This is a genomic window from Ruegeria sp. AF1, assembly GCF_056542125.1.
Genome location: NZ_JBQFZG010000001.1, coordinates 550127 through 568447, shown reverse-complemented (window position 1 = coordinate 568447; position 18321 = coordinate 550127). Strand labels below are relative to the sequence as shown.

General features: G+C 58.0%; 21 protein-coding genes. 8 read left to right on the top strand and 13 right to left on the bottom strand.

Translation table 11 applies throughout. The features are described 5' to 3' along the window. The first annotated feature begins 104 nt into the window (after positions 1 to 104). The 3 genes from surE to ACR0BK_RS02755 all read left to right on the top strand — a co-directional run bounded on the left by surE (position 105) and on the right by ACR0BK_RS02755 (position 2769). Positions 105 to 887, top strand: coding sequence for a 5'/3'-nucleotidase SurE (surE, locus tag ACR0BK_RS02765; RefSeq protein ID WP_480473150.1), 783 nt, complete (start codon positions 105 to 107; stop codon positions 885 to 887). Further along, positions 884 to 1534, top strand: a complete 651-nt coding sequence (locus ACR0BK_RS02760) for a protein-L-isoaspartate(D-aspartate) O-methyltransferase (RefSeq protein ID WP_480517287.1) — start codon at positions 884 to 886, stop codon at positions 1532 to 1534. Before surE ends, ACR0BK_RS02760 begins: the two co-directional genes overlap by 4 nt. 62 nt (positions 1535 to 1596) lie before the next feature. After that, complete coding sequence (locus ACR0BK_RS02755) at positions 1597 to 2769, top strand: peptidoglycan DD-metalloendopeptidase family protein (RefSeq protein WP_480553707.1); 1173 nt, start codon at positions 1597 to 1599, stop codon at positions 2767 to 2769. Between the two features lie 61 nt (positions 2770 to 2830). On the opposite strand, the gene ACR0BK_RS02750 is transcribed toward ACR0BK_RS02755, so the two are convergent. Then, positions 2831 to 3502, bottom strand: a complete 672-nt coding sequence (locus ACR0BK_RS02750) for a helix-turn-helix transcriptional regulator (protein WP_480553706.1) — start codon at positions 3500 to 3502, stop codon at positions 2831 to 2833. 21 nt (positions 3503 to 3523) lie between these two features. Further along, positions 3524 to 3829 (bottom strand): hypothetical protein, encoded by a 306-nt coding sequence (locus ACR0BK_RS02745; protein ID WP_209503726.1) that lies wholly within the window; start codon positions 3827 to 3829, stop codon positions 3524 to 3526. A 222-nt stretch (positions 3830 to 4051) separates the two neighbouring features. On the opposite strand from ACR0BK_RS02745, the gene ACR0BK_RS02740 reads away from it, so the two are divergent. The 4 genes from ACR0BK_RS02740 (at position 4052) to ACR0BK_RS02725 (ending at position 6567) form a co-directional block, all read left to right on the top strand. Continuing rightward, the gene (locus ACR0BK_RS02740) at positions 4052 to 4267 is read left to right on the top strand and encodes a twin-arginine translocase TatA/TatE family subunit (RefSeq protein WP_209503727.1); all 216 of its coding nucleotides are present in this window, start codon (positions 4052 to 4054) and stop codon (positions 4265 to 4267) included. Positions 4268 to 4273: 6 nt separating this feature from the next. Continuing rightward, on the top strand, positions 4274 to 4732 hold the full coding sequence (gene tatB / locus ACR0BK_RS02735) for a Sec-independent protein translocase protein TatB (RefSeq protein WP_480553705.1): 459 nt from the start codon (positions 4274 to 4276) through the stop codon (positions 4730 to 4732). Next, positions 4729 to 5607 carry a twin-arginine translocase subunit TatC gene (gene tatC, locus ACR0BK_RS02730; protein ID WP_480473140.1) on the top strand — a complete coding sequence of 293 codons (879 nt, stop codon included), beginning with the start codon at positions 4729 to 4731 and terminating at the stop codon, positions 5605 to 5607. Before tatB ends, tatC begins: the two co-directional genes overlap by 4 nt. A gap of 117 nt (positions 5608 to 5724) precedes the next feature. Continuing rightward, positions 5725 to 6567: an ATP-binding protein gene (locus tag ACR0BK_RS02725; protein ID WP_480553704.1), complete on the top strand. Its 843-nt coding sequence runs from the start codon at positions 5725 to 5727 to the stop codon at positions 6565 to 6567. Between the two features lie 60 nt (positions 6568 to 6627). Here the strand turns inward: ACR0BK_RS02725 and ACR0BK_RS02720 are convergent, their stop codons facing one another. The 10 genes from ACR0BK_RS02720 to alr all read right to left on the bottom strand — a co-directional run bounded on the left by ACR0BK_RS02720 (position 6628) and on the right by alr (position 15764). Next, positions 6628 to 7272, bottom strand: coding sequence for an SDR family NAD(P)-dependent oxidoreductase (locus ACR0BK_RS02720; protein ID WP_480517279.1), 645 nt, complete (start codon positions 7270 to 7272; stop codon positions 6628 to 6630). A gap of 42 nt (positions 7273 to 7314) precedes the next feature. Further along, complete coding sequence (locus tag ACR0BK_RS02715) at positions 7315 to 7563, bottom strand: hypothetical protein (protein WP_480473134.1); 249 nt, start codon at positions 7561 to 7563, stop codon at positions 7315 to 7317. Positions 7564 to 7860: 297 nt separating this feature from the next. After that, positions 7861 to 9384 carry an amidophosphoribosyltransferase gene (gene purF / locus ACR0BK_RS02710; protein WP_480493046.1) on the bottom strand — a complete coding sequence of 508 codons (1524 nt, stop codon included), beginning with the start codon at positions 9382 to 9384 and terminating at the stop codon, positions 7861 to 7863. A 650-nt stretch (positions 9385 to 10034) separates the two neighbouring features. Continuing rightward, positions 10035 to 10628, bottom strand: a complete 594-nt coding sequence (locus ACR0BK_RS02705) for a CvpA family protein (RefSeq protein WP_267364181.1) — start codon at positions 10626 to 10628, stop codon at positions 10035 to 10037. Positions 10629 to 10668: 40 nt separating this feature from the next. Beyond that, a complete protein-coding gene (gene radA / locus ACR0BK_RS02700) occupies positions 10669 to 12030 on the bottom strand; it encodes a DNA repair protein RadA (protein ID WP_480473130.1) in 1362 nt (453 codons plus the stop codon). 67 nt (positions 12031 to 12097) lie between these two features. Then, positions 12098 to 12547, bottom strand: coding sequence for a paraquat-inducible protein A (locus ACR0BK_RS02695; protein WP_480553703.1), 450 nt, complete (start codon positions 12545 to 12547; stop codon positions 12098 to 12100). 77 nt (positions 12548 to 12624) lie between these two features. Then, positions 12625 to 13107, bottom strand: coding sequence for a cytochrome b (locus ACR0BK_RS02690; RefSeq protein ID WP_480473126.1), 483 nt, complete (start codon positions 13105 to 13107; stop codon positions 12625 to 12627). Between the two features lie 100 nt (positions 13108 to 13207). Then, positions 13208 to 13954, bottom strand: coding sequence for an ABC transporter ATP-binding protein (locus ACR0BK_RS02685; RefSeq protein WP_480473124.1), 747 nt, complete (start codon positions 13952 to 13954; stop codon positions 13208 to 13210). Next, entirely contained in the window at positions 13951 to 14733 is a 783-nt protein-coding gene (locus ACR0BK_RS02680; protein WP_480473122.1) for an MlaE family ABC transporter permease, read from the bottom strand. The genes ACR0BK_RS02685 and ACR0BK_RS02680 overlap by 4 nt, the downstream gene beginning before the upstream one ends. Next, positions 14730 to 15764 carry an alanine racemase gene (gene alr / locus ACR0BK_RS02675; protein WP_480553702.1) on the bottom strand — a complete coding sequence of 345 codons (1035 nt, stop codon included), beginning with the start codon at positions 15762 to 15764 and terminating at the stop codon, positions 14730 to 14732. The genes ACR0BK_RS02680 and alr overlap by 4 nt, the downstream gene beginning before the upstream one ends. A gap of 240 nt (positions 15765 to 16004) precedes the next feature. On the opposite strand from alr, the gene ACR0BK_RS02670 reads away from it, so the two are divergent. Next, positions 16005 to 16544 (top strand): GNAT family N-acetyltransferase, encoded by a 540-nt coding sequence (locus ACR0BK_RS02670; RefSeq protein WP_480553701.1) that lies wholly within the window; start codon positions 16005 to 16007, stop codon positions 16542 to 16544. Between the two features lie 155 nt (positions 16545 to 16699). Here the strand turns inward: ACR0BK_RS02670 and ACR0BK_RS02665 are convergent, their stop codons facing one another. Then, positions 16700 to 18190 carry a replicative DNA helicase gene (locus tag ACR0BK_RS02665; RefSeq protein ID WP_480473116.1) on the bottom strand — a complete coding sequence of 497 codons (1491 nt, stop codon included), beginning with the start codon at positions 18188 to 18190 and terminating at the stop codon, positions 16700 to 16702. Positions 18191 to 18321: the final 131 nt, after the last annotated feature.

Here is an 18321-nt window from a genome sequence, read left to right as displayed (position 1 = left end):
TCCACCCGAGTGGTGCGCGAAAACCTCAGATTGCGGGGCCGCGTCGCTTGCCGCAACGCAGGCCCGGGTCTATCAAGAGCCAAACGCGGGGGTAAATCGGGCACATGCGAATTCTTCTGACCAATGACGACGGGATCAATGCCCCGGGCTTGATCACGCTTGAGGCGATTGCAGCTGAACTGGCCGGACCGGATGGAGAGGTCTGGGTGGTCGCACCCGCGTTTGAACAGTCCGGGGTCGGACATTGCATCAGCTATACCCACCCGATGATGGTCGCCAAGCTGGGCGAGCGGCGCTTTGCAGCCGAAGGTTCACCTGCGGATTGTGTTTTGGCAGGGCTTCACGACGTTATGTTGGATACCCCTCCCGATCTGGTTCTATCGGGCGTGAACAGGGGCAATAACTCGGCTGAAAACACGTTGTATTCCGGTACGATCGGCGGCGCGATGGAAGCGGCATTGCAGGGCGTCCCAGCGATTGCCCTGTCGCAATATTTTGGCCCCCGCAACCTGGGCCTTGACGACCCGTTTGAGGCAGCCGCCCGGTATGGTGCAGATCTGGTGCGCCGGATTCTGGACGCAACTCCGGCAGAACAAGATGATTACCGGCTGTTCTACAACGTGAATTTCCCACCGGTTCCGGCAGACGATGTTCTGGGCACGCGGATTGCGGCGCAGGGGTTTCGGCGCGACACGCGTTTTTCGGTCGAACCGCACAGTTCGCCTTCGGGGCGACGGTTCCTGTGGATCAAGGGTGGCTATCAACACAATCCGACCGCACCCGGAACGGATGCGGCCGTCAATCTGGAAGGCTATATCTCGGTCACGCCGATGCGCGCTGACCTGACTGCGCATGACATGCTGGAGGCATTGAAGGCGGTCGAATGAGCGGACTGGACCCTGAAACCGTAATGCAATTCCTGTTTGCCCTGCGCAAACGGGGGGTCACGGATGCGCGCGTGCTGGCTGCGATGGAGCAGGTGGACCGCGGTCGCTTTGTCACCGGCCTGTTCGCAGGGCGCGCTTACGAGGACATGCCGTTGCCGATTTCCTGCGGTCAGACGATCAGTCAACCGTCGGTCGTAGGTCTGATGACGCAGGCCCTGAACGTTGGACCACGGGACACGGTGCTCGAGATTGGGACAGGTTCAGGTTATCAAGCGGCGATCCTGTCCAAACTGGCCCGCCGGGTCTATACAGTGGAACGCCACAGGCGGTTGGTGAGCGAAACAAGCAAGCTGTTTGCCGATCTGGGCCTGACGAATATCACTTCTATGTTGTCTGACGGGTCATTTGGCCTGCCGGAACAAGCCCCTTTTGACCGGATCATTGTCACAGCCGCAGCCGAGGATCCTCCGGGCCCGCTCTTGGCGCAGCTGAAAATCGGGGGTATTATGGTTCTACCCGTGGGCCAGTCGGACGCGGTGCAGCAGTTGATCAAAGTGACGCGCACCGAAAATGGTCTGGATTATGACGAATTAACGTCGGTCCGTTTCGTTCCCCTTCTGGAGGGGCTTGGAAAGGATGAGGCGTAATAGGCTTAAAGAATTGGTCGCCGGAACTCCGGGCAACAGGGGCAGGCGTTGAGGACAGAATTATGAGAGCAGTATCCAAATCAGCAATGCGCCGCTGTGCGACCGGGGTGGCCGCTCTGGCCATTTTGGCCGGGTGCGAGGGACCTCTGGATTATGACCTTCGTGGGCAGATCGGTGGATTTTCGACCACCAATGCAGCGCAATCCGCGACGGCATCCCGCCCGACACCGGACAGCCGGGGCGTCATTACCTATCCGAATTATCAGGTGGTCGTGGCGCGCCGCGGCGATACGGTGCGGGACGTGGCCGCGCGGGTTGGCCTGCCCGAGGGCGAGCTTTCGCGTTTCAACGGCCTTCAGACAACGGACACGCTGAGAGAGGGTGAGGTTCTTGCCCTGCCACGCACTGTCGGTGCTGGAAGCAGCGTGGACATCGCGTCGGTCGCCGGGTCTGCAATTGACCAAGTGCCGGCGTCGGGTTCGGTTCAGACCACAACCCTGGAACCCGCGAAACCGGCATCAACGCCTGCGCCGATTTCAACTGGGCCGGAGCCGGTCAGGCACAAGGTCAAGCGGGGTGAGACGGCCTATACAATCTCGCGCCTCTACCAGGTGCCGGTTGAATCTCTGGCGGAATGGAACGGGTTGGGATCAGATTTTACCGTGCGTGAAGGTCAATACTTGTTGATTCCGGTCAAGAACCAGCCCGCGCCCCGGCAAAATGCGGCTAGTGCCGCGCCCGTTCCCGCCACGGAGGTGACGGAACCGGGACAGGGATCACCGACGCCGACGCCACCCAGCGCCACGCAGCCCTTGCCGGACGAGAAAGTTGAGCCGTTGGCCGAGGCCCCCGACGTGACCGCCGAAGCGCCAACCAATACGCGCACATCCGCGCTGTCCCTGCCGGTTGGCGGCACTATCATTCGCGGTTATGACAAGGGCAAGAATGAGGGCATCGACATCGCTGCCGCTCCGGGTACGTCGGTCACAGCTGCCGAAGCCGGTACGGTCGCGGCGATCACCGCGGACGCGGATCAGGTGCCGATCATTGTGGTCAAGCACAACAACGATCTTCTGACTGTCTACGCAAATGTCGACAAGATCACTGTCAAGAAAGGCGATAAGGTACGCCGTGGCCAGAAGCTGGCGCAATTGCGGGGCGGCGACGATGCCTATGTGCATTTCGAAGTCCGCAAAGGGTTCGAGTCCGTGGACCCGGAACCCTATCTGAAGTGAGGCTGGATGGCCCGTACCGGGCCTGCCTTCGGCGAGAGTATTTCTGAAAAGATGAAGCCTGTCAGGCGTATGGGTCATAGTCGCTCAGGCGTTTTCCGGGTTCGTCGGCGAAGATTTCCGGAAGGGGTGAAACTGCTTCGATCAGGTCGATGCGAAAGACACGAAATCCATTGCGCAGCTCGCACCAGGCGGTAAGGGTCCAGACCCGCCCCCAGTATTCCATATGGAGCGGGCGGATGGTGCGTTCGGTCAAAACGCCGTCAATGCGGCGATAGGACAGGTGAAGTTTCTGACGTGATTTGATGGCTGCACGGATCGGGGCCATATGGGCAAGGCCCCTTGCGGCATCGGCAAATGGGTAGACCGCGAATTTCCAGCTATCCGCCTCGGCCAGGACCTGCGTTGGTAAAACAGCGTCGATCTTGTCGGCAAGCGATTGTGCGGCAGCCTTCAGGTCAGTATCCGCGGCCTCGGCCACGATGGCCATGCCAAGATTCAGCGCCTCAAGCTCGGCTGTAGTCAGGTTCAACGGGGGCAGGGTGATCTGCTCGCGCACCATGTAGCCGACACCGCGCTCGCCCTCGACCGGAACGCCCGAGGCAACAAGCGTATCCATGTCGCGATAGATGGTGCGAACCGACACCTCAAGCCGGTCCGCAATGTCCTGCGCGCGGTGCAGTTTTCCGTCGCGCAGGATCTGGATGATATCGAACAGGCGGTCAGTGCGGCGCATGACACGCCGTTCTGACCGCGTTTAGGCAGTCATGTTCCATAGTACTTTCTCGTGTCGCATCTGGATGCTATCCGGATTGATGACCGCCATCATGCCTGCTGCACATTCCTGTTGAGGAAACTGTGCGGCTGCGTCCTGTGCCGCCTTCAAATCGGTCCAGACAACATAATCGGTCCAGCGACCATCTTCGCCCTGGCTAAGCTGCCGATGGGCAAATCCCGGCGCGCTGCGCACAAAGGCCTCAGAGGCCTGACTGAGTTTCACGAACTCTTCCGGCGTGGTGCCATTGGCCAGGGTGAAGGTGACGATTTCAGCAACGTGGGTCATTTAATTCTCCATTGACCTTGTTTCGATGCCAAATCCCTAACGGATAGCAACTGACATAAACCTGTCAGTTGAGAATTGCGACCCCTTAGATTTCACGCGATTGATACAATTTTCGCCGGCAAATCGGAGCAGATCCCTTTTGAGACCAGCGATCGAGGCGTAAAGACTGAGTCAGATCATGTTCCCGGCGCGCAAACGTGCCGACGAAAAAGGAGAAAAGACATGCTCAACAATATCGGCCTTCCTGGCCTGCTGCTTATCGCCGTTGTGGTTCTGGTTCTGTTCGGGCGCGGCAAGATCAGTTCGCTCATGGGCGAAGTTGGCAAAGGCATCACCGCGTTCAAGAAGGGCGTAAAGGACGGTTCGGAAGAGCTGGAAAAGGACGCTTCTGAGCTGGCCAAGGACGTCACACCTGAAACCGAGAAAGACAAGGCGTAAGCGCGGATGTTTGATCTGGGCTGGACCGAGCTTCTAGTCATCGGCATCGTTGCCCTGATCGTTGTGGGGCCAAAGGACCTGCCGGTGCTGTTCCGCAATGTCGGACGTTTTGTCGGCAAGGCGCGCGGAATGGCGCGCGAGTTCAGCAGCGCCATGAACGAGGCCGCCGATCAGGCTGGGGTGAACGAGATCAAGAAAGGTCTCAACGCTGCCGTGAACCCTGTGGGATCGGCCATGGACGGTGTCAAGCAAGCCGCGCAGGAGATGGCGAAAAGCATCGATCCCACAAAGTTCGACCCTGAAAGCGAAACGGGTAAACTGGCGGCCGAGCGGGCCGAGCAGGCCAAAAAGGTTCAGGCGTCAGCCGCCCGTGCCACCGCCGAGCGCAAAGCCAAGGATGCAGCCGATGCGCTGGCCAAGGCAGAAGAGGCCGAAGCCGCGCTGAATACTGAAAGCAAGACATGAGCAAAACCGACGAGATTGACGATTCTTCGGCCCCGTTGATCGAACATCTGGCCGAACTGCGCACACGGCTGATCCACAGCGTTGTGGCGTTTCTGATCGGTATGATCATCTGTTTTTCAGTGGCGACGCCGATCTTCAATTTCCTGACCAATCCCCTGTGTGACGTTCTGGCCGAGCGCGGGCAGGATTGTGGCCTGATCTTCATCTCGCCACAGGAAGGGTTTTTTGTTGCAATCAAGGTTTCCCTCTTGGGCGGGTTCATTCTGGCATTTCCCTATATCGGGATGCAGATGTGGCGCTTTGTGGCACCGGGCCTCTACAAGTCCGAGAAAAACGCGTTCCTGCCATTCATGCTTGCTTCGCCCTTTATGTTCCTCCTGGGCGCAAGCTTTGCCTTCTACGTTGTCACGCCTCTGGCCTATGACTTTTTCCTCGGGTTCCAGCAATTCGGGGCTGAGGGTGAAGCCGTGGCCGATGGGGTCAGCGCGGCACCGCTGAGTGTGGTGTTTCAGGGCTCAGCCCAGGAATATCTGAACCTGACGATCAAGTTCATCGTGGCCTTTGGATTATGTTTCCAGTTGCCGGTTCTCCTGACTCTTATGGGGAAGGCAGGACTGGTCAGTGCCGAGGGGCTGGGCGCTGTTCGGAAATATGCGGTGGTCGGCATTCTGGTTCTGGCCGCAGTCGTCACACCACCGGATGTCATTACGCAGATCATTCTGTTTGTGGTGGTGTACGGTCTGTACGAGATTTCGATCTTCCTGGTCGCGCGAGTTGAAAAGAAACGCGAGGATCAGTTACGCGCTGACGGTTACTACGATGATGAAGCGGAAGCGGATGATGACCTGATGCAGGAGTTCGAAGACGACAAGTAAGTCTGCCGACGAAACCAAAAGGGCGCGCCATCCAATGGCGCGCCTTTTTCATTGGAAACTCTTGTTGTGCCAATTGGAACGTGCTTTGAACCCCTCAAGACAAAACCGGAGGCCCACATGGATGACCAAGCCCTGAACCGTATCGCCGAGGCGTTGGAACGCATGGCACCGGCTCCTTTGGTGGCGCCTGATTTTGCCGTTGCTCCAGCATTTGTGTGGCATGTCGAACCGGAACGACTGGAACCTGTTACGCAAGTCAACCGGGTCGATCTGGATCTTCTGGTCGGCATCAATCGCTCTCGCGACACGTTGATGGACAATACGCGCCGGTTTGCAGCAGGGTACAAGGCAAATAATGCGCTGCTCTGGGGGGCGCGGGGGATGGGAAAGTCGAGCCTTGTAAAGGCCGTGCACGGCTCACTGAGCGCTGATTACGCCGATCTAAAGCTGGTCGAATTGCAGCGCGAGGATATGGGAACGGTCGCACGGTTGCTGAACCATCTGCGCGCAGCACCCTACAGGTTCATACTGTTTTGCGATGACCTGTCGTTCAGCCACGATGACCAGCATTATAAATCTCTCAAGGCTGTTCTGGATGGCGGCATTGAAGGCAGGCCGGAAAATGTGGTCTTCTACGCCACTTCGAACCGCCGCCATCTGATGCCGCGGGATATGATCGAAAACGAACGGTCCAGCGCCATCAATCCTTCCGAGGCGGTCGAAGAAAAAGTCTCGCTGTCGGATCGCTTCGGCCTGTGGCTTGGGTTCCATCCCTGCGATCAGGACGAGTATCTGGCGATGATCGACCGCTATTGCGCCGCCTATGGCGTTTCCGTTGATGCACAGACCCTGCGCGCCGAGGCAATTGAGTGGCAAGCCACGCGCGGGTCGCGCTCTGGCCGTGTCGCCTGGCAATTCTTCGTCGATCTGGCCGGGCGCAACGGCGTGCATATCGCCTGATCCCGGCTTCACCTGGCTGCAAATATCCCCGCCAGAGGCATGGCCCGCCAGGGCCATTTCCTAAAGCAGTGCCAGAATCCGCGCAGCTTCATCCTTGGTGCTGTTCAGAACGCTCCGGTCTTCCCCGGGATGAAACCGCGCGCGGACGGCCGTGGGCATCGGCGCGGGTTCGACAACCGAAACCCGCGGACCGGTGCGTTCAGTCTCGACGGCCCAGCTGCGGGCCAGAGCCATCTGCGCGGCCTTGGTGGCACCGTAGATGCCATAAAATTTCTCGCCAGCCTTCGGATCGTCAAAAAACACCGCATGGCCATTCTCGCCCAGAAGGGGTGAGACATAGGGAATCAGAACCGAGGTCGCGTTTGCATTTGTGTTGATCGCCTTGGCCCATTCCTTGGGGTCAACAAAATGCACCGGTGTCAGTGCTGATGTGTGGATGGCTGTGTGCATCCACAGGTCGACCTTACCCCAACGGTCATGGATGCCACGACACAGGGTCGCCATGGCGTTTGGATCGGTGATGTCCATGGGGGCCAGAGTGGCTGACCCGCCCTTCGCCTTGATTCGGTCGTCCAGCTCTTCCAGCCCGCCGGTGGTTCGGGCGACGGCGACGATATGGTATTCAGGTGCCAACGCTTCGGCCAGCGCAGCGCCCAACCCGCGAGAGGCCCCGGTGATAAGGGCGATTTTTGTCTGATCGGTCATGGCTGCGGTTTGAACCCCTGCGCGAGGGGCGTCAAGTCGCGATTAGCTGCCGGGAATGGCGATCCGCTTGGTCTGGCCGCTTTGTCGCAGCATGATTCCCTGTTCATCAATTGCAACTACCATGCCCGAGGCGACACGGCTTCCGGGTTCAACCTCTTTCACGCGGCCCGATGACAGGCGTACCAAGGCGTGCAGATCGGTTTTGGGCCCGAACACACCCAGGACAGAAACAGAGTTCTTGTTTAACGCGCCCTGCTGCGTGGCCGCGCTTTTGACATTGGTGTTTGACATGGTCCGTGGCCCGGCGTGAGTTCCGAACCCCTTATTTGTGTGAGTGGTTGCCGTCCGATAACAAAACGATCAGGTAAGCAAAAGACCCTCACAGACACGACGCTTCACGACGTAGCGACCCTTTTGTTAGCCCTTGTGATCGTGCAAGATTCACCGCCGGGTTGTGGCAGATTTCCACTCATCGGCGGAATAGTTTAGATGCGAGCCATACTTAACAGGGCTGTCCTATCTGTATGTCGAACGGTTTGATTCGCTGTTTGAACAGAATCCAGGCGTGCCATAAATGGGTGGGGTCTTTCAGCCTGAGGCGAGTTTGGCCGCATTCCAGGACCCGCCCGGAACCTGCATATCCGCGCGTTTCTGGCTGACACGGCTGCTGTTTTCCAGACTGTCCAGGTAATCCGCGCTGACGCTGCCGGTAATGTAATTGCCGTCAAAGCAGGAACAATCAAATCCTTGGATGTCCGGGTTGCCTTCCTGGGCGGCCCAGATCAGGTCCTCCAAATGCTGATAGAACAGCGCATCGGCGCCCAGCTCTTCACGGATCTCTTCGATCTCTTTGCCATTTGCGATCAGCTCGGCCTTGGTCGGCATGTCGATGCCATACACATTGGGGTATTTGACCGGCGGCGAAGCGCTGGCCACATAAACCTTCTTTGCCCCAGCGTCGCGGCACATCTGAACGATCTTTTTGATGGTGTTGCCCCGCACGATGGAATCGTCGATCAACAGAACGCTGTGACCTTCGAATTCCAGCGGAACGGCATTCAGCTTGCGGCGCACGGATTTCTGTCGCTCGGCCTGACCCGGCATGATGAAGGTACGCCCGACATAGCGGTTCTTCACCAACCCCTCGCGATAGGGGATGCCGGTGATTTTAGCCGCTTCCAGTGCCACGGGGCGGGCGCTGTCGGGTACGGGAATGATCCGGTCGATTTCCAGGCCCGAGTCCTGAATTTGTTTCGCCAGCGTCTGTCCCATGCGCATCTGGGTTTTATAAACCGAGACTCCGTCCAGCAGTGAATCCGGACGTGCCAGATACACATACTCGAAGATACAGGGCGTCAGCTTGCCTTCGACCGCCTGAAACTCGTGCATGTTGCCTTTCAGGTCGATCAGGATGGCCTCGCCCGGGCGCAGATCGCGCAGCTTCTCAAAACTGTTGATGCCAAAGGCCACGTCTTCCGAAGCAAAGGCATAATCGTCCCCCTGACCGTCGACATTGCGCTTTGCGACCGACAGGGGCCGAATGCCATATGGGTCGCGGAACGCCAGCATGCCAACACCAGCCACCAGACAGATTACCGAGTAGGCACCTTGAACCCGCTCCATCGTCATCTTCACACCGGCAAAGATGTTTCGGATCGGATCCGAATTGCCGTTCACCTTGATGGCGTCAGCCACTTTGTCGGCCAGCACGTTCAGCAGGATTTCCGAATCCGATGTGGTGCGCAGGTGGCGACTATATTTCCCGGTCACTTTCTCGCGCTGTTCCGCTGTGTTGGTGATGTTGCCGTTGTGAACAAGATAGATACCGTAGGGTGCGTTCACGAAGAAAGGTTGCGCTTCGGCCGCGCTGAGTGATCCGGCCGTGGGATAACGAACATGACCCATGCCGATATGACCCAGAAGGGTTTCAGCATCCTGGGCGTTGAACACGTCCTTGACCAACCCATTGGCTTTCTTTTCCCGGAAGAATTCGCCGTTGTAGGTCACGATCCCGGAGGCATCCTGACCCCGGTGCTGCAACATCAGCAACCCGTCATAGATCTCAGCAAAGACATCATGTGTCCGGCTTGCGATTCCTAAAATCCCACACATTTAAGGGGCTCCAACTTCTATGACGATTTCATTCGAGGATTGACCGCAGTTCGGCACCGGACTTTCTGCATCTTCAGCGCGGAAATGTTCGCTACGCAGGAACAAGACGCCGTTAGGGCGACCATCACTGCGATCAGCGCGCATTCATACAGAAAGTACAAGATCGGTGGCTCCGATTCCGTGGCGGGTTGGCCCCCACATAATGCCTATTGGCGTGGCTGTCATCAAAGGATCACAATAGCCAAATGCCGCAGGCCAAGTTTGCGCATGTCGATGTAGAAAAACGAAGATGGTGACATGCGCAAACATATGTGCTGTCATGCATTTGATTGCATACATAACTGCTAAATCTCAGCACCTCGGGGGGACCTGAATGTGGCAACATAAACCTCCTCACAAGAACCAGGAACGGATCAGGCAGCGGTGCCATCGGTGCAGGGGATTGGGGCGCGCGTCGTGCCAGATCTGTAACGGAGCAGGCGAGGTCGCCAAAAGCAGAGATATCTTTGGAAAACCGGTTTTCAGTCGATGTGACGGATGCTTTGGCTTGAAAACAATCCGCTGCACCGTGTGCGGTGGAGAGGGGTTTGTCTGATCTGCAACAAAAAAGCCCGGCAGCGCCGGGCTTTCATGAATTGGTGAACTGCCTATCAGCCGTTGGAAGGCGCAGTTGTTGCCGGTTCAGCGTTTCCTGCCGTGCAACTGGCGACCAGCTGTTCATACTGAGTCGTAACCCAGCCCAAAGCCGCCTCGGGGTTTTGTTCCTCAATCTGGCCGCTGAACTGTTCAAACACCTTGGCCGACCGGCTTTCATCAACAATTGTGTAAGACTGGCCGGTCATGACGGTGTCGTAAACGAAGAATGCAATCGCAACCAGAAGGATGCCACGAGCGATGCCGAAGAACAGCCCCAAAGCCTGATCCAGGCCGCCAAGGGCCGAACGCTGAACCAGCGATGAAAACAGCGGTGTGAAGATACTGACCACGATCAGCGCCACCGCAAAGACCGCTGCAAACCCGGTGATCACAGACAATTCACAACTGTCACGCAAGAAATCTCCGACGACCGGGATTTCCTTGACCAGAGGTACAGCCTGCGGGGCGAAGATGAACGCCAGAACGGCCGCCGCAACCCAACCCGCGATGGCCAGAACTTCGCGCATGAAACCACGCGAGTAGGCCAGCAAGCCTGACAGCACGATGATCAGGGCAACTACCCCGTCGATTATTGTAAAACCTTCCATGGCCCTCGCCTGTTCTTTTTCTGCCCCTCAAGGCGCGACTTTAACCTGCTCCGAAGGTTTCGCCAACAAACCCCACCAAATCAGAGGGTCGGGTGAGTGTCAGACCTGCCACAGTACCGGTTTTGCCACCTGCCGGAGCTATTGCCGCTGTGAAACCAAGTTTTTGTGCTTCTTTCAACCTGTTTTCTGTCTGCGGAGCCGGTCTAAGTGCCCCTGACAGCGAGATTTCCCCGAAAACGACGGTGTCTGCGGGCAGGGCTGTGTCTTCGCGTGCGCTCAGCAATGCAGCAGCCACGGCCAGATCGGCGGCGGGTTCACTGACTTTCAACCCACCGGCCACGTTCAGATAGACGTCGAGACCCGCAAAAGGAATGCCGCAACGCGCTTCAAGAACGGCAAGGATCATCGCCAACCGCCCGCTGTCCCATCCCACCACTGTCCGGCGCGGCTGTGAATGGGGGGACGGGGCGACAAGGGCCTGCAATTCGACCAGAACGGGCCGTGTGCCCTCAATCCCGGCAAAGACGGCAGAGCCTGGGCTGGGCGTACCGCGTTCCGACAGGAACAAGGCCGAGGGGTTGGTGACCTGCGCGAGCCCTTTGCCCGTCATCTCGAACACGCCAATTTCGTCGGCGGGACCAAAGCGGTTCTTGACCGCCCGCAAAATACGAAACTGATGGCCGCGCTCGCCCTCGAAATACAGAACCGTATCGACCATGTGTTCGACAACACGGGGGCCCGCAATCTGGCCATCCTTGGTCACGTGTCCGACCATGATGATCGACACGCCGTGCCGTTTCGCAAAGGCGGTCAATTCATGAGCAGCCGCCCGGACTTGCGACACGGACCCCGGCGCGCTGTCGACATTGTCGGCCCACATGGTCTGGATCGAGTCGATGATCGCCAGACCGGGTTTTTCGGCTTCAAGCGTGGTGAGAATGTCGCGTAGGTTGGTTTCGGCTGCAAGTTGCACCGGCGCGTTCTCCAGCCCAAGGCGGCGCGCCCGCATGCGAACCTGAGCACTGGCTTCTTCGCCCGAGATATAGATCGTCTTGACGCCGGCACGGGCAAATCGGGCAGCAGCTTGCAGCAACAGGGTGGATTTACCGATGCCGGGGTCGCCGCCCACCAACAGGGCAGATGCAGGAACAAGCCCGCCACCAAGCACTCGGTCCAGCTCTTCCACTCCGCAGAGCGTGCGGGGCGGCGGGGTTTCCTCGGTCGACAGGTCGGTGAGCGTCATCGACCGCCCGCGTTTCGAGCCCAGCGATTTCTTGGCTGGGCCTGCCGACAGGGGTACATCCTGTATGATCGAGTTCCACTCGCCGCACCCGTCGCAGCGGCCCGACCAGCGGGAATGGGATGCGCCGCAGGCGGAGCAGGAGAAGGTTGGTTTTGCCATGACGTCTTGGTGCCCGAGGACGGGCGGTTCTTCAAGCCCTTGCAGGGCTTTCCTCGTCGTCAGCGCCCTATGTCTGGGCGATGGTTTTGCATTGGCGTTCGGTGAGAATGCCCAAAGCGATGGAGGCAAGGATGCAGGCGGTGAACAGGTAAAGACCCCATGCGGTCTCAACAGTGGCGTAAGAAATGCCTTTGGCCAGCGTGATGTATAGCGCGATCAGGAAGATATCCGCCATCGCCAGCTTGCCAAGGATGTTGAGCGCAGGCTGCACCCGGGCATCCAGCAGGTTCCATTGGATCAGGGCGGTGCCGATGGTTTTGATGTAGGGCGCGAAAAGGGCGAAGATGGTGACGATCAGCGCGAGGAAAACGTCAGATTTCCACAGGGACTGGAGGCCGGTGATGACGCTGATTTCGCTGAGACCAAAGATCGGCAGAAACCCTGCGCGCATCAGCGGGGCGAACCACGCGATGGGGTAGAAAACCAAAAGTGACAGGGTTGCGAAACGCAATATCATGGCGGCCAACGCTATTATGTTTGACCGCCTGACATTACGGTGTTGGATCGTGGGTTCAAGGATGCTTGTTCAGTAGTTTATCTTGCGCGCTTCATACGAGCCATCAGATTGGTTTTGAGAATGAACTGATGGAACAAGGCGGCCAGGAAATGCAAGACAATCAGAACGAGCATTAGCGTTTTCAGGATCTCATGCACTTCGGCGGACGCTGCTATCCCACCAAACCAGGCCAGGGCACCTGAGGCGGGCACCAATACCATCAACGCATAGAGTGAGAAGTGCGTGGCATGCGCGGCGAGCTTCATCGCGGCTGTTTCTTTATCCGGAAGCGGTGGCGCGCCGCGGGTCAGGCGCAATGCAATCCGCCAAATCGCGAGTGCAAGGACAAGCAACCCTCCGAGCACATGGAGAGCAACTGGTGCTTGAATAGAGATAGGCAATCCGCGTTCGAATTGATCCCAGGCATCAGACATCGGCTCGTGAAAGAGAAACTGAATTGCGATCAGAACGAAAATGACCCAGTGAAGGGCGATTTGCGCGCGAGAATACGAAGTGGGCATGGGGAAGCTCCGACAAACTATAACGTTGCTCTGGTTTAACGCGAAACTGTCAGATTTCCGTCGATGGTTTTTTTGATTTATTTGTCCAGCATCACTGCCATCACCGCACCGCCTCAATCGGCCCCTCGGCACTCCCGCTGATAAACTGTTCCACATAAGGATCACCCGAGGCATCCATTTGACCGACTGGTCCAGTCCACTGAATGACGCCTCCGTGCAGCATCGCCACGTTGTCGGCAATGGCGCGGACGGAACTCATGTCGTGGGTGATGGTCATCGCGGTGGCGCCCATCTCTGTCACGATTTCGCGGATCAGGTCGTTGATGACGCCGGACATAATCGGGTCGAGGCCCGTGGTGGGTTCATCAAAAAAGATGATCTCGGGCTCGGCGGCGATGGCGCGGGCAAGGCCCACGCGTTTTTGCATGCCACCTGACAGTTCTGCCGGAAAGCGGTCCGCCACGTCCGATTTCAGGCCCACGCGACGCAGTTTTTCGATGGCGATCTCGCGCGCTTCTTCGGTGGGGCGTTTCAGGGATCCACGCAGCAGGCGGAAGGCGACGTTCTGCCAGACGGTCAGCGAGTCGAACAGCGCACCGCCCTGAAACAGCATGCCAAACCGCGCCAGAAACGCGTCGCGGTCGCCTTTGGACGCGTCTTTGCCGTCGACATAGATCATGCCGTTGTCGGGTTTGATCAGACCCAGGATACATTTCAGGGCAACAGATTTTCCGGTGCCCGAGCCGCCGATGATGACCATCGAGGTTCCTTTGGGAATCTCAAGATTCATTCCACGCAATACGTGGTTGTCACCAAAGGCTTTTTCTACGTTCTCCATCCGGATCATAGTGAGAAAAACACCCCTGTGAGAACAAAGTTTGCGGCGAGGATCAACACGGCTGCGGCCTCGACCGACCCTTTGGTTGCGCGACCGACACCCTGTGCGCCGCGGCCCGAGTTCATGCCGTAATAGCAACCCATGATAGCCGCGATCACGCCAAAGGCCGCGCCTTTGACCAGAGACGATACAATGTCGCGCATCTCAAGGAAATCGACGGTGTTTTTCAGATACGCCGCCGGGTTGAAGCCCAGGTTCTGCGTGGCGACAGTGTACCCGCCCGCAATCCCGATAACGTCACCTACGGCGACCAGCGCAGGCACGGTGATCAGGGCGGCCAGTACACGCGGAGAAGTAAGGTATTTCATCGGATGAGTGGAGAGCGTGACCAGAGCGTCAATCTGTTCGGTCACTTTCATCGTGGCGATCTCGGCCGCGATGGACGAGGTCACGCGCGCGGCGATCATCAGGCCGACCAGCACCGGGCCAAGCTCTCGCACCATGCCGATGGCGACAATCTGGGGCACGACGGCTTCGGCGTTGAACCGCGCACCGCCCGCATAGATTTGCAAGGCCAGCGCGCCGCCGGTGAAAATGGCGGTCAGGCCGACGACGGGCAGGGACAACCAGCCGATATTCAGCAGGGCCATCCCGAATTCACGCGGATAGAAAGGCGGGCGCAAGATGTGCGACACTGCATCAAGCGCGAACAGGGCCACCCGGCCAAAGGCCGCAAGCAGGCCCAGCACGGTGCGGCCCAGCCCCCCCAGCGCGCTGATTGGGTTCATTCGACGTAGCCCCGCGAATAGCGATTGCCCATTGATGTCAGGATTTCATAGCCGATCGTACCAGCGGCCTCGGCCAGATCATCAACGGTTTGATGACCGTTGAGAATGCGCAGACGCTCCGGGTCTTTTGGCAGGTCTGTGACGTCCACGGTGATCAGGTCCATCGAGATACGTCCAACAACCGGGCAGGGTTGGTCGCCCGCAAATGTGTCGATTCCGCCGCCAATGGCGCGATGCAGGCCATCTGCATAGCCGGCAGCAACAGTGGCGATCCGGGACGGCCGTCGCGCCACCCAGGTGTTTCCGTAACCCACGGTCTCGCCCTCGGCCAACCTACGCACTTGAATGACGGGAAGGTCAACGGTTACGACCGGTTTTGCACCGGCAAAGGGCATGCCACCGTAAAGGCCGATGCCTGGGCGACAGAAATCGAAATGAAACTCAGGCCCCAAAAGCATCCCGCCCGTCGCTGCCAGAGAGCGCGGCGCGGCGACCCCATCAGTCATCTCACGAAAGGTTTTCAGTTGTTGCTGGTTCATCGGATGGTCCGGCTCGTCCGAGCAGGCCAGATGGGACATGATGAGCGCTGGGTTCAAGGCTTCGGCTTTGGAGCGCAACTCTGCCCAGTCGGCAGGTTCAAGACCAAGCCGGTTCATGCCGCTGTCCAGTTGGATACCAAACGGATGGTCGGGCAGGGCTTCTGTGTGGCGTTGAAACTGTTCTGGCGAGTTGATCAGCGGTATCAGGTCGTTGCCGCGCAGCAGATCGGCATCGCCCTCCATATGTCCAGAAAAAACGAAAATCATCGGGCCGGGGCCAACTGCCTCGCGAACGGTTGTGCCTTCTTCTGCGGCAGCCACGAAAAACTTGCGAACGCCTTCTTCTGCCAACGTGTCGCTGACAGGTCCTGCGCCCAGCCCATAGGCATCCGCCTTGACAACGGCGCCGGTTTCAACCCCGGTTTTCGCGTCGAGTGCCCGCCAGTTTCTGGCGAGGGCCTGAAGATTGATCGTCAAACGTGCAGTACTCATGGGACTGTTCATGACATTGCGCCGTCCAAGGTCAAGAGGGAAAGGGCTTTTTCCGCGACAGATTGCGCCCACCAAGCGACAGATACGGCGGAAAACACCCAAAAAAGCAGACATTTTGGCGACTTACTGCTGTGTTAAGCCGTTTTCAGGATTGTCTTCACATAGGTGTTAAAGTGATCTTGTGAACAAGATCGTCCCATCGCGGCAATAAACGGTGCTGCGGCATATGCCGAGGAAATCATGGATTTTTATACCGATCAAACGCCGGACCCGTCCGAAACAGCCCGGTTTTTCTCAGAAGTTTTTTCGGCGTCGGAAAGCCCGGACGAGGGGGCTGTTATCGAAGCTTTCGTGCAAGAGTTGATCGATACCACCCCACCACAGGATCTGATGGTGTGCACCGCGCGACGCGATCAGGTGTTGCTCGGCTGTGCCATCTTTTCCCGAATGCTGTTTCCACAGGATGCGCGCCGGGTTTTTATCCTGTCGCCAATGGCTGTCAGAACAGACAAGCAAAAAGCCGGGATTGGACAGGCTTTGATCGCGTTTGGTCTGGATTGCCTGCGGACAACAGGCGTGAACGTGGCGCTCACCTACGGTGATCCCGCTTACTATCGAAAAACAGGTTTTGAACAGATTTCTGAGGCCACTGCACAACCGCCGCTGAAGCTGAGCCATCCGCATGGCTGGCTGGGGCAGTCGCTGGATGGTCAGGCCCTTGCGCCATTTGGCGGCCCGTCGCAATGCGTGTCTGCGTTGAACAATCCGACGCTTTGGTGAGTGCGGGGTTCAATCTGTCAGAAAACAGGCGGGCGGACCCATTCTCGGCTCGCGCACCAGATCCTGAATGGCGCGAAAGGTTCAGAGAACCTTTTTTGCTTTGCCAGCAATCAAATGAAGGTCAGGAAAACCCAGGCAAGGCTGTCATTTCGCGATCAATAACCTTCGATCTCGCCACCCTGCTGCCAGGGCTTGACCAGATTGCCAAACCGGGTGAATTGCGCCTCGAATGACAGCTCGACCGTGCCGATTGGACCGTGGCGCTGTTTGCCAACGATAATCTCGGCCTTGCCGTGCAGGCGTTCCATGGCCTGCTTCCATTCTTCCATCTTCTCAAGCTCGTGATCGCCGGGTTTTTCACGTTCTTTGTAGTATTCTTCGCGGAACACGAACATCACTACATCGGCGTCCTGTTCGATCGAGCCTGATTCACGCAGGTCAGACAGCTGTGGACGTTTGTCGTCGCGGTTTTCGACTTGGCGGGAAAGCTGCGACAGGGCAATCACCGGAATGTTCAGTTCTTTGGCGATTGCTTTCATGCCCATCGAAATCTCGGCAATCTCGTTAACCCGATTGTCGGACATGCCGCGGCACAGTTGCAGATAGTCGATCACCAGCAGGTCCAGCCCATGCGTGCGTTTCAACCGGCGCGCGCGGGCGGCAAGCTGAGAAATCGGAAGGGCGGGCGTGTCGTCGATAAAAAGCGGGCAGGCTTCAAGTTCTTTGGCCGCATCCACGAAACGGCGGAATTCGGCCTCGGTCATGTCGCCCTGACGGATTTTGTGGCTGGAGATTTCGGACGCCTCAGCCAGAACGCGCCCGGCCAGCTGTTCGGCGCTCATCTCAAGTGAGAAAAAGCCGACGACCCCGCCGTCAATCGCGCCTTCGGAACCATCCGGTTTCAGACCGCGTTTGTATGCTTTAGCCACGTTGAAGGCCACGTTGGTCGCCAGCGAGGTTTTCCCCATCGACGGACGACCCGCGAGAATGATCAGGTCCGAGGGGTGAAGACCACCCAGTTGTTTGTCGAGATCGACCAGACCGGTCGAGATTCCAGCCATGCCGCCACCGCGCTGGTAGGCTTCGTTGGTAACATTGACGGCTTCTGTGACCGCCTTGAGGAAGGACTGGAACCCCTGTTCGGTCTGGCCCTGCTCGGAAAGCTGATAAAGCTGTTGCTCGGCCTCGACGATTTGTTCTTTCGGTTCGCTGGCTACATCAACCCGCGCGGCCTTGTCGGAGATGTCGCGGCCCAAGCGGATCAACTCGCGCCGGATGGCGAGGTCATAGATCATCTGGGCGTAATCATGTACCGCAAAGGCACTGATCGACGCGCCGGCCAGTTTGACAAGATAGGCGGGTCCGCCCAGTTCCTTCAGGCCCTCATCCTCAGCCATGAAGGATTTCAACGTCACAGGCGAGGCCAGCGTGTTCTTTGCAATGCGTGCAGCGGCGACCTCATAAATGCGGGCATGAACCGGGTCATAGAAATGCTCGGACCCAATGATCGAAGCGACCCGGTCGTAAAGGTCGTTGTTCGTCAGAATGGCACCCAGAAGCTGCTGTTCAGCCTCAATGGAATGCGGCATGGTTTCAGCGTTCTGGATCTTTGCCGCTGCCTGCTCGATACTGCTGATCTCGTTCATTGCTGTTCTCTTGCCCCTTGGACAGAGGCCATAACGCAGCGCCCTGAGTCGGCGCAAATTGTATGTTTTCTGGGGATAGCCTGTGCATATCTTCCCGCCCCATCATATTGCAGGATGGGGCAGGGTCTCGT

Coding starts and splice junctions, on each gene's coding strand:
- surE (WP_480473150.1), top strand. CDS start 105: ATGCGAATTCTTCTGACCAATGACGACGGGATCAATGCCCCGGGCTTG.
- ACR0BK_RS02760 (WP_480517287.1), top strand. CDS start 884: ATGAGCGGACTGGACCCTGAAACCGTAATGCAATTCCTGTTTGCCCTG.
- ACR0BK_RS02755 (WP_480553707.1), top strand. CDS start 1,597: ATGAGAGCAGTATCCAAATCAGCAATGCGCCGCTGTGCGACCGGGGTG.
- ACR0BK_RS02750 (WP_480553706.1), bottom strand. CDS start 3,502: ATGCGCCGCACTGACCGCCTGTTCGATATCATCCAGATCCTGCGCGAC.
- ACR0BK_RS02745 (WP_209503726.1), bottom strand. CDS start 3,829: ATGACCCACGTTGCTGAAATCGTCACCTTCACCCTGGCCAATGGCACC.
- ACR0BK_RS02740 (WP_209503727.1), top strand. CDS start 4,052: ATGCTCAACAATATCGGCCTTCCTGGCCTGCTGCTTATCGCCGTTGTG.
- tatB (WP_480553705.1), top strand. CDS start 4,274: ATGTTTGATCTGGGCTGGACCGAGCTTCTAGTCATCGGCATCGTTGCC.
- tatC (WP_480473140.1), top strand. CDS start 4,729: ATGAGCAAAACCGACGAGATTGACGATTCTTCGGCCCCGTTGATCGAA.
- ACR0BK_RS02725 (WP_480553704.1), top strand. CDS start 5,725: ATGGATGACCAAGCCCTGAACCGTATCGCCGAGGCGTTGGAACGCATG.
- ACR0BK_RS02720 (WP_480517279.1), bottom strand. CDS start 7,272: ATGACCGATCAGACAAAAATCGCCCTTATCACCGGGGCCTCTCGCGGG.
- ACR0BK_RS02715 (WP_480473134.1), bottom strand. CDS start 7,563: ATGTCAAACACCAATGTCAAAAGCGCGGCCACGCAGCAGGGCGCGTTA.
- purF (WP_480493046.1), bottom strand. CDS start 9,384: ATGTGTGGGATTTTAGGAATCGCAAGCCGGACACATGATGTCTTTGCT.
- ACR0BK_RS02705 (WP_267364181.1), bottom strand. CDS start 10,628: ATGGAAGGTTTTACAATAATCGACGGGGTAGTTGCCCTGATCATCGTG.
- radA (WP_480473130.1), bottom strand. CDS start 12,030: ATGGCAAAACCAACCTTCTCCTGCTCCGCCTGCGGCGCATCCCATTCC.
- ACR0BK_RS02695 (WP_480553703.1), bottom strand. CDS start 12,547: ATGATATTGCGTTTCGCAACCCTGTCACTTTTGGTTTTCTACCCCATC.
- ACR0BK_RS02690 (WP_480473126.1), bottom strand. CDS start 13,107: ATGCCCACTTCGTATTCTCGCGCGCAAATCGCCCTTCACTGGGTCATT.
- ACR0BK_RS02685 (WP_480473124.1), bottom strand. CDS start 13,954: ATGATCCGGATGGAGAACGTAGAAAAAGCCTTTGGTGACAACCACGTA.
- ACR0BK_RS02680 (WP_480473122.1), bottom strand. CDS start 14,733: ATGAACCCAATCAGCGCGCTGGGGGGGCTGGGCCGCACCGTGCTGGGC.
- alr (WP_480553702.1), bottom strand. CDS start 15,764: ATGAGTACTGCACGTTTGACGATCAATCTTCAGGCCCTCGCCAGAAAC.
- ACR0BK_RS02670 (WP_480553701.1), top strand. CDS start 16,005: ATGGATTTTTATACCGATCAAACGCCGGACCCGTCCGAAACAGCCCGG.
- ACR0BK_RS02665 (WP_480473116.1), bottom strand. CDS start 18,190: ATGAACGAGATCAGCAGTATCGAGCAGGCAGCGGCAAAGATCCAGAAC.